This window comes from Ensifer sp. ENS07 (assembly GCF_014852185.1).
In the GTDB taxonomy this organism is placed as follows: domain Bacteria; phylum Pseudomonadota; class Alphaproteobacteria; order Rhizobiales; family Rhizobiaceae; genus Ensifer; species Ensifer adhaerens.
This window is the reverse complement of record NZ_JACVBE010000014.1, coordinates 206,251-218,112: the sequence shown is the minus strand read 5'-3', so window position 1 is coordinate 218,112 and position 11,862 is coordinate 206,251. Positions and strand designations below refer to the sequence as shown.

Genomic DNA, 11,862 nt, shown 5'->3' with positions numbered 1-11,862 from the left:
TCAGCGTCGCAGTCACCGCACCGAGGCCAAGGCCTTTGTAGGTGAATGAACCGAAGTAGTATCCCAGCGCCAATGAGAGAAAGATTGCAATTTCAGGATATGTGCGAAGCGTGCTTACGAACCAGTCGATCATAATAACATCCCCAAAACGTGGTAATCGGGACAAAATCAGACTAAGCGCTCATCGCTATTTAAGCGAGAATACACACATGCCCACCCGTTACAAGACATTATTTGTTATATAGTAATACTAACATGAAAACGTCGCGATAACCGCCAGAACAAAGAACATTTTAGGCTCGTTGTGACCGTTCATGCATTCCTGGAGGAAACTGCTTGATGGCCTTTATCCGGGAGCGGCCTTCAGTCTCTTGTAGTGAACTGCGCCTCTGCGGAAGAAACCAGAGGCGATCGAAACCTTAAACGCTCCGGTCGCCTGCGCGCCTCCGCGATCTGGCTGCAAAGGAACCTTTGGACTGTCCGATCAATCGCGTTTTGGGGTGGTCTCGTCCATCCGTATCTGGCGCAACATGCTTCCCCCAGCGATAAGCATCTCGACAAGGAATGCCACAAGCGATCCGATAAGAGACAGGATCGCACCGCCGAAGAACCAGAAGAGATTTTCTTCACGAAACCCGAACTGAAGCGCGCCGGCGAGTAGATTGAGGATCGCCCATCCAGTGCAGATCGCGGCGAACGTCCCGAGTGCGACGGCTATTTCCAGGGCAAGCGTACGGCGGCGCAGATAGTCCAACTGCGTGCGTCGCCCTCCCGCTCGCTCACCTTTCTCCTGTATCGCGTTGAGCCGATCGGAAACCCTGCCAAGACGGATCTCGTAGACACCGACGAAACCGGCCGTACCAGCAAGGAGAAATACCGGCGCCAGAGCAGTTTGGACAATAGAGGCAAGATCCGTGACGATTGCTGGTGTTTGCATGTGTGCTCTCAACAACTTTCGGGCAATAGAACATTAGCAATCTGTAGCGGCCTCCCCAAAAGGCAAATCACTATAAGCGGGCTCGGGGTCGGTCGCTTAGGATTGAAGGCCAAAATGGCCGCAGCCACTCCAGGGCAAACTCACCCTTGCGTTGCTGATGACGGAGGCCTCAATCCTACTCGACAACTCCGGCCTGCAGGTTTCCGAAGTCGCGGAAGTGCTCGGTTTCAAAGACGCAGCCTATTTCAGCCGGTTCTTCAAGCGCATCGCCGGCGTGTCGCCCCGCGCCCATCGCGCCGGCGCCGCCCTGAAGAGGAACGACGTCAACACGAACTACGCGGCCTGGCCGTGAGCCACCTGCACTTTTGGGTACGTGCGCCAACAGGGACCGCGTCTTGGTCCTTTAAATCAGCAGTTCACCCATGGAGAGCCTGCGAAGCGCGAGGCAGACATTGGCGACAAGCGCCTCCTTTTTAGGGCCACGGTCTGGGTAACGGGTCATGTTGTCGCCATTGTGCATGAAGACGTAGCCGCCGCGCCCCGTCGTCGTCGTCGTGTACTGCCAGATCCAGTCCGCAGGCTTCGGGTCGCCTTCGGGCCCGACGTCGGTCAGCCAGATTGCTCCGGGGGGCGGATCGCTCCAGCCTCTTGCATACTGGCCGAAGATGCCTTCCCAGCCATCGAAGTCTTCGCCCAGATCGGCAAAGATGCCGAACCGGTCGTTGCGCACCCGCACCTTGATGTTGGTGAACGGACGCGGCGAGACTGCATGGAACGGCGCCATGAAAGGCAGCCACGGCTGGCACGGCTCGGCACAGATGACCAGATTTCCGCCACGGGCGAGGAACGCAAGGAGTTCGTCAGACCGGGACTTCAGGAAGAACTCGTCGTGGCTGCTCGGGATATAGAGCGTGTCCGTCTTTTCCAGGAGTTCGGGGCCGAGTTGGTAGAGGGGCGCGAATGAGGTCTTGAAACCGGCACGTTCGAGACTTTCCTCGATCCAAGCAGGATGCCACTCCGAGGGCACATGCGAACATTGCAGGTAGGTAAAGCGATTGTTCAAAGGGCGGTCGATGCCGAGTTCACGGTTGAGCCAAGGATAGAAGGACTGAAGGAACCGCGTGGTCGCCGGCATGAAGCGCTGGCCGTTGTGGGAGTGAGGATCGAGCGTTGAAAGCAGCAGCCGCCCGCCACCCGGCAGCGACGGAAAGTCGAGAAACAGGCTGCCGCGTCCGCCATCGATCTCGAGTATCGAACGCGCGCCTTCCGGTACGTTGTAAGATCCGCCCCAATGCCAGCTCATATGCGACAGCGGAATACTGTCGGTGATCGGATGAAGGGGCTGTGTGAAGCTCACCTCCAGCTGTTCCCCTTTGGTCCACCACAACCAGTCGCGGCAGTTTCCCGGCGTCCATTCAAGGCCCGGAATGTCGAGCCAGTCGGCATGCCCCTGCAGGCTGACGACGAGAAAGCCGCCATCCTTCAGATAGGCATTCAGCTGCTGTCGGTGCGGGAGCGGCGCGGCCGCATCCATCGCATCCGGCATAATCACTGCGGCGTAGGCCGAAAGATCGAACCGAGGCAGATCGTGGATATAGATGAGGTCGTCGACGTAGTGGTTGAAGTCCTGGAAGCTTCGCAGCTGCCAACTGTTGCCCCAGTGGATATAGGCGATCCGCTTTGCGCCGTTGGGCGTCACGTCAGCCATCAAAACGAGCTCCATCATGTCGAAAGACAGGGGCATAGGTATGCTTGGGGAGCCCATCGAAATCGGCCCGCGCAATCGGCAGGTCATAGAGCGCGGTCAGGTTCTCGGCGCTCAGCGCCTCAGCCATCGGCCCGCGGACATATTTACTTCCACTTGTCATCAAAAGGACGTCGCTGGCGATCTCGACTGCGTGCTGCGGCATGTGGGTCGAAAATACGATCGTCATACCGTGCTGCTCGTTGAGGTGTTCGAGCAGACGGAGGACCTTGTCCTGGTTCTTGTAGTCGAGCGCCGCACAGGGCTCGTCGAGCACCAGAAGATCACATTCAGACGACAGAGCCTGGGCGATCATCACCAGCTGACGTTGGCCGCCGCTTAAGGAATTGAACGACTGCCCCTCGAAATGTTCGATACCGAGCAGGCGGAAATAATGCCGGACGATCTCGTAGTCTTTCTTGCCCGGTGCACCGAAAAGACCAAGGTGACGCGCGCGTCCCATGAGTGCGATGTCGAAGGCCGAATAGGCGAAGGGCGCCTCGAACAGTTGCGGCACGAAACCCACCTGCCCGCTGACGGAAAGCCGGCCGGATTTCGGCTTGATGACACCGATCAGCGTGTTGATGAGCGTCGTCTTGCCAACACCGTTGGCCCCAAGCACGGCAAGCACATGCCCGCGCCCAAGGTGAAGGCTGTAATTGGACAGAATGGTCCTGCCCCCGCGTTCAACGGTCAGATCTCGTGCCTCAATCACTGCTCCAGCCTCCCTTTGCATGCAGGCGGCGAAGGATGACGGCAAAGACGGGAACGCCGATCAGAGCGGTGATGATGCCGAGCGGGATTTCCGCCGTGGTGACCGTCCGAGCCAGATCGTCGACCAGCAGCAGGTAGATCGCGCCAATCACCCCCGCCACCGGCAAGATGCGCCGATGATCGGCGCCGACGAACGCGCGCGCGATGTGCGGAACCACGAGACCGACCCAGCCGATGATGCCGGAGGACGCCACCACCCCAGCCGAAATCAATGCGGAGGCAATGAGGATGATCCATTGCACCAACACCACTTTCGTACCGAGCGCACGGGCTTTCTCCTCGCCGAGCGACAGGATGTTGATCTGGAAGCGCAGCAGGTAGATTGCGATGGCGGAGGGGCCCACGGCGACCGCGAGCAGCAAAACATCAAGATAGTTGGTCGAAGCGATGCTTCCCATGAGCCAGTAGGTGATGGCGGGCAGCTTCTGAAACGGATCGGCCAGCAGCTTGGCAATGGAAATCGCTGCCGAAAAGAAAGCGGAAATGACAACGCCCGCCAGGACCAGCGTCAGCATGCTGGTGCGCCCGCGCACGGTGGACAACAACTTGACGAGGAAGACGCTGCCTATGCCGAAGAGGAACGCCATGGTCAGCAGCGCGTAGCCTTGCCATCCAAGAAGGATCGCGAGTGTTCCGCCAAAACCGGCACCAGATGTGACACCTATGATCCCCGGGTCCACCAAAGGATTGCGGAAGAGCCCCTGCAACGCGGCCCCGGACACGGACAGGCCGAAGCCGATGATGACCGCTGCCATGATACGCGGCAGGCGAACCTGCTCGACCACCACCTCCTGGACCGGATCCCAATAGGGAACGACCAACGGGTGAACGTTATCGATCAAAATGTAACCCACGTCCCGCACGGACAGGTCGTAGCGCCCGATCGTCACCGAATAGAGGACGACTGCCACCAGAAGAGCTACGAGGACCGGCAGGACGGAGACGGAAGCGAGTTTCCGTCCCGATCCGTCTTTCACGCTCGCCAATACCTTACTGGAAGAGCTCGGCATATTTGCTCGCAGGCGCATTGCTTTCAGTTTCAAGGATCGCAGCGACCTGGTCGTCTTTCAGTTCGGCGCCGTAAATGAGCTTGTAGTTGTCGAGGATCTGCTTCTTGAAGGTGGGAGCAAAATCGGCCCCATGGGCGACCGCCGCCAGCCATTCCGATGTCAGGAAGATTTCCGGCGCATCGGGGGTGCGGGCAAAGACCGGCTGCTTGTAGACGCGCTTCTCCTTCACGGCCTTCAGGCTGGCAAGGACCGGGTTGTTGAAGAAATCCTTGGGGTTGAGGTCGGTTGCATAGGCGGGAATGATGATGATGTCCGGGTTCCAGACGAGCAACTGTTCAAAATCGACGGTTCGCCACCATTCACCGGTTCTATCCGCCGCCGGGTTGGTGACACCGCTGAGGGAAAGATCCTGCGAGCCATTGGCGATGACCTGGATCTGGTCGGCGACCTTGTCGATGTGAAGGACAGACGGAAGCGCCGACTTGTCGAGCTTGGCAACCTTTTCATTGAGGGCCTTCAACGTTTCGGACTGTGCTTTCAGGATTGCCTGGGCGCGGTCGTTGCGGCCGGTCATGTAGCCACTGAGCGTGACATAGTCGAGCCGGTCCTGCTCGGAGCAGCATTGCCAGCCGACGACAGTGAGCCCCACCCGCTCCAGCGGTTCGATAAGCTTCTCGTCATGGGTCCACTGGATCACCGCGTCGGGTTTTTCCGCAAGGATCGCCTCGACATTCGGTACGAAGCCATCCTGGGCGGCACTGGCATTGATTTTGGCCATTTCCGGGAGCATCTCGGCATAGATGCCGCTGGTAAAGTACCTCACCAGCGAGTCCTTGTTCATGCCGACGATGCGATCGGCCTTTTCGTCCACGGCACGATAGATGATCGGCGCCGAGCGAACGATCGTCACGACGCGTTCCGGCGGTTTTGCAAACATGACCTTCTTGCCGCGGTGGTCGAGAAAGGCCGTTTCGGCCGACGCCGCGGCCGGCAGAAGCGCCGATAGGGACAGTACCAGTGCAGTGAATGTCTTGAGGCGGCTTGACATGTACGCTCCATCGCAAGGCCGGTAGGTTCGGACCAAGTTCCTTTTCATGAGTGTGCTAGTCAAGTTATCGCGCCGTGTCCAGCGCTCCGTAAATTTTTAGGGAGATTCGCCCGAAGATGCTGCTGCACCGGACGAATAGCGCGGTCTGCCTCCAGGCACCAAGGCAGTTTAGTAAACCGCATCGGTCGCGCGAAGATGCCGAGCCAGTCTACGGTTGGCGGCAGTTGACGATTTCCGGAGGTCTTCCCCGTCAATAATTGACGGTTCCCGCCTCACCCCGGCCGCAACGCGCTCGTGCGGAATGTAACCGTTACGTTCTTCAGTAGTACGAGATATTCGACATAATGCTGACGAAGAGCGAACCTGGGGAAATACTGTGTGGTTTAAGCGGCTCTTGAAATGGGCCAATCGAGAATGTGACGAGAGGAGTCAAACATGAGCAAGCGGCAGCCCAAACAAAGCGGCTGGCAAACTACGCGGGACCTGAAGTGTTGAGTAATCCAGGTTGGAACAAGCAAAGGAGTGGCTGGAGTCGCTGGGCTCTGGTTGTTCTGACTGTTCCGCCGGCGATTCTGCTAGCCGTGGCAGCCGCATGGGCCTCGCTTGCATTGTGGTATCGTCTTCCCGTTTCCGAATTCACAAGAGGTTTTATCGCCGGGCTCTTTGCACTTGTCGGGCTTTTGACGGTCGCCGCGCTGTTTGGCCGCTGGCGTCTGAAAGCTCTCCTGGTATTTGCAGTTGCATTCGCAGTTGTCTTGATTTGGTGGAGGACGATCAAACCCGTCGAAGACGGTTCGTGGGCACCTGATGTTGCACGACAGGTTACAGGCGAATTTCACGGCGACCTGCTGACACTAACCAATGTTCGCAACTTCGAATGGCACAGCAGCACGGAATTCGTCGAACGGTGGACCACGCGGACCTACGATATGAGGAAGCTCCGAACAGTCGACCTGTTCATGTCCTATTGGGCGGGGCCAGAGATTGCCCATGTAATATTCAGCTTTGGATTTGAAGGCGGCGAGCAGCTTCCGTGGTCGGTCGAAGTCCGTCGGCGGGTTGGCGGCGCGTTCTCGCCGCTCGCAGATTTGTTCAAGAGCAATCCTTTGGTGATCATCGCAGCCGACGAACGGGACGTGGTGGGCGTCCGGTCAAATTTCCGCAGCGAGGATGTTCAAATCTATCGCCTGAAGGCGTCACCTGACCAGGCACGTGCGCTTCTGCGCGAGTATGTTACAGACGCCAACGCTCTTGCCACAACGCCGCTCTTCTACAACTCGCTTACGACCAACTGCACGACGACGGTTGTCAAGATGATGCGCGTTGTAGGAGACTCGATCCCGTTCGACTGGCGTCTCATCGTCAACGGGTATCTTCCCGACTACGCTTATGATCGGGGGGCGGTCGATACGTCAGTGTCGCTCGCAGAACTCAGAAATGCCAGTCATATCGACCAACGTGCTCGGGACGACGGGTTGTCGCCAAATTTCTCAAAAGCGATAAGACTCGGCGTGCCTTCGCCAGTGCCGCAGCACTCGCCTTAAGGGCGAACGGTCATCAGGCAGCTCATCGGCAATACCTTCCCACCCTGCTTCATTCTTCGCTATGTGCGCGTGTCAGTCTTCTGATGGAGTTTCTTCCCCGCGTCCCAGAGCCAACTGGGCGCGAGCCTTGCCCCGCCTTCCCCGGCGGGATTTTTTTGGACGATTTTGCGGGGCGCGCCGGCCTGGAACATATGGTGTTCCCTTCGCCCCAACAAACTCCATGACCTCAAAAGCAAAAGCGCCCGCAGGAGATGCAGGCGCTTGGCAATACTTCAGTCTTTAAGATCGCCTTAGCGGGCGAAGGCCGTACGTGCGACGCGGTCGATGTCGGCGCGTTCGATGCCGAGGTCGCGAAGTTCGCGGTTCGACATGCGGCCCAGCTCGGTGACCGTCTGACGATACTTGCGCCAGTTGTTGATGGAGCGTGCGATGTTCATTTGATCCCCCTTTCAATGGGCTTTCGAAGCCTGGCTGCCAGTCCGTGGCGCCTCGTTTCGCTTCGATGAACACCTTATAGCTCAGGCTTTCCGTGAGTTGCAGCGCTCAAAACTCAGCGCTCCCATGTGGGAAATGCATAGGCGGTCGCCAGCCGGCGGTTCAGCAGCGATGGCCATGAACCATCATGAGAGCTGTGCGTTACATGTCAGATGGTGAGGTAAAGAACATGGCGCGAACTTTTAGAAGCCAAAGCCACCTGGCGAACCTACTCCACCTTGCACTCGCGGTGCTCGCAATGCTGTTCATCGCAGCGATAGTGGCACTGCTTTAGGCTCGTGCAGGACGCCGTTTGCCGCCACGGATCGGCGGCGCACATTGGCCCGGCATGTGTGGCTGAGGCCGATTTCGACAATACCAGTTTAAAACCTATGAAAAATTTTGCATAAGGGGTCATCCGGAAAGGTGATCCCCATGAACGATCAGACAACGCTCGAGTTTCTTGCCAGCCAAATGTCGGGCGACAGCGGCGAGCCGCTCTATCGCCGCCTTGAAGAGGCGATCAAACAGGCCATCAGCGCCTCGACACTCCGCCGCGGTTCGGTCATCCCCAGCGAGCGGGACTTGAGCGAGGGCCTTTCGATTTCGCGCGTGACGGTGCGCAAGGCGATCGAAGGGCTCGTCGCCGATGGCCTGCTTGACCGCCGCCAGGGGGCAAAGACCGTTGTTTCATCACGTGTCGAGAAATCCCTGGCCACGATGACGAGCTTCTCCGAAGATATGCGCTCGCGCGGGCTGGAACCCGGTTGCACCTGGATCTCACGTGAAATCAGTCGCCCGTCACCCGCTGAAATGATGGCGCTTGGCATTCCGGCGGGAGAAAAAATCGTACGCCTTAGACGATTGAGGACGGCCAACGACACGCCGATCGCGATCGAAACGGCATCGCTTCCCGCCCGCTTTGTGCCGGATCCGGACGCCATCGGCGCGTCATTGTACGAATATCTCGCAGCCCACGGCGCTTTGCCTGTCCGGGCACTGCAGCGCATGCAGGCAAAGCCTGCAAGCGATGAAGAGCGACGCCTGCTCGCAACGCCCGAAGACACGAGCCTGCTCGTCATGGAGCGGCGCTGTTTCCTGGCCGATGGGCAAATTGTCGAATTCACCCAGACCAAGTACCGGGGTGACGTCTACGACTTCGTTATCGAGCTGATGAGGTAATACCAGTATAATTCCTGTTGCAATCTGGTCTTACACTGTTACCGTGAGGCCTCCATTGGGAGAGCCTGCGTGACCTTCGACATCCATAGCCTCAAGCACGGTCTGATCGTTTCTTGCCAACCGGTGAAAGGCGGCGTCATGGACAATGCCGCCATGGTTGTCGGTTTCGCCTTGGCCGCGCTCGACGGCGGCGCAACCGCCCTTCGCATCGAATCTGCAGACTATGTTCGCGCCGTGCGCCGGGCGACCGATCGGCCAATTATCGGCCTCGTCAAACGCGACCTGGAGACGTCGCCGATCCGTATCACCCCCTTTGTCGAGGACGTCGATGCTCTGGCGGCAGCCGGCGCCGATATCATCGCCTATGATGCCACTGCTCGCGAACGGCCGGTTGCGACCAGGACGCTGATCGAACGCATTCACGCCGGCGGCAAGATCGCCATGGCGGATTGCTCTGTTTTCGCCGACGCCGAGCGCGCACTTGCCGAAGGTGCCGAGATCGTCGGCTCAACCCTTGCTGGCTACACCGGACCGGTCGAGCCGACGGAGCCGGACTTCGCGCTCATCGCCGCCATGCGTGGCCTCACCCCTCACGTGGTTGCCGAAGGCTGTGTGCGCACGCCCGAACAGGCTGCTCAGGCGCTGCAGGCGGGGGCCTTCACTGTCGTCGTCGGTTCCGCGATCACGCGTCCCGAACATGTGACGGCGTGGTTCCGGCAGGCGCTCGATCAAACGCTTGCCGGAAGCGAGGCTTGATCATGACTGAGCCCCGGACCGTTCTTTCGATCGATGTCGGCGGCACGAAGATGCTGGCTGCCCTTATCCGGGGAACAGAGATCGTCGACACGCACCGGATGCCGACGCCCCGCGAAGGCGACCCGACCCAGTGGCTCGCCGCACTCTTCGGTGCGATCGCGTCCTGGCGCGGTGCGTACGGCTCGGTCGGCGCCGCGGTCACTGGCATTGTCGATAACGGCCAATGGTCAGCGCTCAACCGCAACACACTCGCCATACCTGATCGGTTTCCGCTGACAGCGACGATCGAACGACTTGCTGACGTGCCGGTACTGGCTGCAAACGACGCCCATGCGGCCGCCTGGGGTGAATACGCCTTTGGCGCAGGCAACCGCGAAGACATGGTCTTCCTGACGATCTCCACCGGCATCGGCGGCGGCATCGTCCTGAACGGGCGTCTGCTCGAGGGCCTCGCCGGACACTTCGGCCAATCGCGTAGTGCCGAATGGGCTGATGATGTGCTCGAAGATCGCGTGTCCGGCCACTGGATCGCCAGGGAGGCATCCCCCCACCAATCCGGCGCCACCGCGCGCGACGTCTTTGCCGCGGCCCGAAATGCCGATGACTGGGCCAGGCGCATCATCGAAACATCCGCGGGGCGAACCGCGCTGCTCTGCCGCAACATCCAGCTCACGCTGGACCCGAAACGCATCGTCATCGGTGGCAGCATCGGCCTGGCCGAAGGCTATCTCGCCGCCGTCGAACGCGCACTGGAACCGGAGCCACCACGCCTTCGACCATCGCTACACGCCGCCGCCCTTGGGGAGAATGCAGGGGTGATCGGCGTTGCTGATCTTGCAGAGCGTCAACAAAACTTGAGGGAGAACCAAAAATGACATTTGCGACAACGAAAAGACGTGCGCTGCTCGCCGCAGCGGGTATTGCGAGCCTGCTGGCGGCCACGCCGGCCCTTGCGGAAGTAACGGTGCTCGGCTGGCCGGGCGGCCCGGAAGAAACGGCACTGCGGGCCGCCGCCGACGCCTACAACGCCAAGTCAGACGTTGCCGAGAACGACAAGGTCGAACTTCTGTTCTTCAACCGAGACGGCTTCTGGGACAAACTGCAGGCCGATCTCGCCGCTGGCTCGAAGGCCTTCGACCTCAACCTGCTCGCTACCTATTCGATCGGCCGTTACGCGCCGTTCATGGAGCCGGTCGAACTTTCGGGCGAAGCCAAGGCGGTCTATGGCGATTCCGTACTGTCGACCATGCAGTACCAGGGCAAGCAATATGGAGTGCCAACCGATCTCTCGCTTCACTTCATGTATTTCCGCAAGGACCTGATCGAGGCCCTGCTGAAAGATGACGCCGGCAAGGCGAAATATGCCGAGATCTCGGAGAAGTATCTCGGCAAGAAGCTGGAGCCCAAGATCCCGGACGAGTGGACCTGGGACGATTACGCCGCCACCGCGCTCTACTTCACTCAGGCGGTCAACCCGGACAGCCCGACCCGCTACGGCACGGTGCTGCAGCTCAAGAACCTTCTCTTCAACATCATGGTCTGGCAGTCGGTACCACGCGCCTATGGTGCGAACTGGATGGACGACAGCGGCAAGATCACCGTGAACTCCGATGCCTATCGAAAGGGCCTCGAGATCTACAAGCTGCTCTACGACAATGGCGCATCACCGAAGGACTCACTGTCTTACGAATTTGCCGAGGCGAATGCCGCCTTTGCGTCTGGCCAAGTGGCCGCAATGCTGCAATGGAATGCGGCAGCCGGCGACCTGACGAGCAAGGAGAAATCCCCTGCTGTGGCAGACGTGACCGAAACGGTCGCACCACCTGCAGGTCCTCAAGGGCGCTTCACCCATATCCACGGCCTCGGTTTCGGCCTCAACAAGAATGCCGAAAACAAGGAGGGTGCGGCCAAGTTCGTGAAGTGGCTGTCTTCCAAGGAAGCCGCGCTGATCTACGCCAAAAACAACGGCGCACCAGCCCTGACGCCGGAAGTGGTCGTTGAGGTCGCCGATTCCCGGCCTGATCTCGTCAAGCTCGGCGAATTCGCCGGCAAGTACGGTTACGTCATGAACGGTGCTACGTCAGCCAAGGCGCTGTCGGTCTACGAACTGCAGGCCAAGGAGTTCACCGGCTACTGGTCCGGCCAGCAATCGATCGAGGATGCGCTCGCTAACACCGAAAAGGGCATGGCAGACCTGCTGAAGTAAGTGAAAGGGTTGCGGCGTCCACCAGGAGGCCGCAGCTCTCAACGACAAGCGGGTACCGGGGAATCTTTCTCCACCCCACTTGCCAGTGCTCCACACGGGATCCAGGTGCGCCGCGTCCGCGGTGCCAAAGAGCCATCCAGCTCAAGGATTTGGGCTGGCTAGATCTCCTGTAACAGGCAAGTGGACC

At 59.4% G+C, this 11,862-nt stretch carries 12 protein-coding genes; 6 read left to right on the top strand and 6 right to left on the bottom strand.

All coding sequences use genetic code 11. The annotated features are described in order from the left end of the window. Nucleotides 1-484: 484 nt before the first annotated feature. Nucleotides 485-937, bottom strand: a complete 453-nt coding sequence (locus IB277_RS30860) for a DUF2721 domain-containing protein (RefSeq protein ID WP_060581321.1) — start codon at nt 935-937, stop codon at nt 485-487. Between the two features lie 157 nt (nt 938-1,094). Here IB277_RS30860 and IB277_RS30855 point away from each other — a divergent pair, with 157 nt between their 5' ends. Beyond that, nucleotides 1,095-1,289 carry an AraC family transcriptional regulator gene (locus IB277_RS30855; protein ID WP_192372475.1) on the top strand — a complete coding sequence of 65 codons (195 nt, stop codon included), beginning with the start codon at nt 1,095-1,097 and terminating at the stop codon, nt 1,287-1,289. 51 nt (nt 1,290-1,340) lie between these two features. On the opposite strand, the gene IB277_RS30850 is transcribed toward IB277_RS30855, so the two are convergent. From IB277_RS30850 to IB277_RS30835, 4 genes are read right to left on the bottom strand one after another with little or no spacing between them, the layout of a single operon-like run. Next, nucleotides 1,341-2,645 carry a hypothetical protein gene (locus IB277_RS30850; RefSeq protein ID WP_192372473.1) on the bottom strand — a complete coding sequence of 435 codons (1,305 nt, stop codon included), beginning with the start codon at nt 2,643-2,645 and terminating at the stop codon, nt 1,341-1,343. Further along, complete coding sequence (locus IB277_RS30845) at nt 2,638-3,396, bottom strand: ABC transporter ATP-binding protein (RefSeq protein WP_192372471.1); 759 nt, start codon at nt 3,394-3,396, stop codon at nt 2,638-2,640. The genes IB277_RS30850 and IB277_RS30845 overlap by 8 nt, the downstream gene beginning before the upstream one ends. Then, entirely contained in the window at nt 3,389-4,498 is a 1,110-nt protein-coding gene (locus IB277_RS30840) for an iron ABC transporter permease (RefSeq protein WP_246812856.1), read from the bottom strand. The genes IB277_RS30845 and IB277_RS30840 overlap by 8 nt, the downstream gene beginning before the upstream one ends. After that, the gene (locus IB277_RS30835; RefSeq protein ID WP_060581317.1) at nt 4,446-5,513 is read right to left on the bottom strand and encodes an ABC transporter substrate-binding protein; all 1,068 of its coding nucleotides are present in this window, start codon (nt 5,511-5,513) and stop codon (nt 4,446-4,448) included. The genes IB277_RS30840 and IB277_RS30835 overlap by 53 nt, the downstream gene beginning before the upstream one ends. Nucleotides 5,514-6,055: 542 nt before the next feature. Between IB277_RS30835 and IB277_RS30830 the strand changes: the two genes are divergently transcribed. Further along, complete coding sequence (locus tag IB277_RS30830; protein ID WP_060581425.1) at nt 6,056-7,057, top strand: DUF4105 domain-containing protein; 1,002 nt, start codon at nt 6,056-6,058, stop codon at nt 7,055-7,057. A 290-nt stretch (nt 7,058-7,347) separates the two neighbouring features. On the opposite strand, the gene IB277_RS30825 is transcribed toward IB277_RS30830, so the two are convergent. Continuing rightward, nucleotides 7,348-7,494 carry a DUF1127 domain-containing protein gene (locus IB277_RS30825; protein ID WP_064817045.1) on the bottom strand — a complete coding sequence of 49 codons (147 nt, stop codon included), beginning with the start codon at nt 7,492-7,494 and terminating at the stop codon, nt 7,348-7,350. Between the two features lie 472 nt (nt 7,495-7,966). Between IB277_RS30825 and IB277_RS30820 the strand changes: the two genes are divergently transcribed. The 4 genes from IB277_RS30820 to IB277_RS30805 all read left to right on the top strand — a co-directional run bounded on the left by IB277_RS30820 (nt 7,967) and on the right by IB277_RS30805 (nt 11,675). Further along, complete coding sequence (locus tag IB277_RS30820; protein WP_034798725.1) at nt 7,967-8,713, top strand: GntR family transcriptional regulator; 747 nt, start codon at nt 7,967-7,969, stop codon at nt 8,711-8,713. A gap of 69 nt (nt 8,714-8,782) precedes the next feature. Beyond that, nucleotides 8,783-9,469, top strand: a complete 687-nt coding sequence (locus IB277_RS38335; RefSeq protein WP_371813715.1) for an N-acetylmannosamine-6-phosphate 2-epimerase — start codon at nt 8,783-8,785, stop codon at nt 9,467-9,469. Nucleotides 9,470-9,471: 2 nt separating this feature from the next. After that, nucleotides 9,472-10,344 (top strand): ROK family protein, encoded by an 873-nt coding sequence (locus tag IB277_RS38330; RefSeq protein ID WP_192372469.1) that lies wholly within the window; start codon nt 9,472-9,474, stop codon nt 10,342-10,344. Beyond that, nucleotides 10,341-11,675, top strand: a complete 1,335-nt coding sequence (locus tag IB277_RS30805) for an extracellular solute-binding protein (protein WP_060530556.1) — start codon at nt 10,341-10,343, stop codon at nt 11,673-11,675. Before IB277_RS38330 ends, IB277_RS30805 begins: the two co-directional genes overlap by 4 nt. Nucleotides 11,676-11,862 lie beyond the last annotated feature (187 nt).

Excerpts from the sequence above, each read along its gene's own strand:
- IB277_RS30860 (WP_060581321.1), bottom strand. The coding sequence starts at position 937 with ATGCAAACACCAGCAATCGTCACGGATCTTGCCTCTATTGTCCAAACT.
- IB277_RS30855 (WP_192372475.1), top strand. The coding sequence starts at position 1,095 with ATGACGGAGGCCTCAATCCTACTCGACAACTCCGGCCTGCAGGTTTCC.
- IB277_RS30850 (WP_192372473.1), bottom strand. The coding sequence starts at position 2,645 with ATGGCTGACGTGACGCCCAACGGCGCAAAGCGGATCGCCTATATCCAC.
- IB277_RS30835 (WP_060581317.1), bottom strand. The coding sequence starts at position 5,513 with ATGTCAAGCCGCCTCAAGACATTCACTGCACTGGTACTGTCCCTATCG.
- IB277_RS30825 (WP_064817045.1), bottom strand. The coding sequence starts at position 7,494 with ATGAACATCGCACGCTCCATCAACAACTGGCGCAAGTATCGTCAGACG.
- IB277_RS30820 (WP_034798725.1), top strand. The coding sequence starts at position 7,967 with ATGAACGATCAGACAACGCTCGAGTTTCTTGCCAGCCAAATGTCGGGC.
- IB277_RS38330 (WP_192372469.1), top strand. The coding sequence starts at position 9,472 with ATGACTGAGCCCCGGACCGTTCTTTCGATCGATGTCGGCGGCACGAAG.
- IB277_RS30805 (WP_060530556.1), top strand. The coding sequence starts at position 10,341 with ATGACATTTGCGACAACGAAAAGACGTGCGCTGCTCGCCGCAGCGGGT.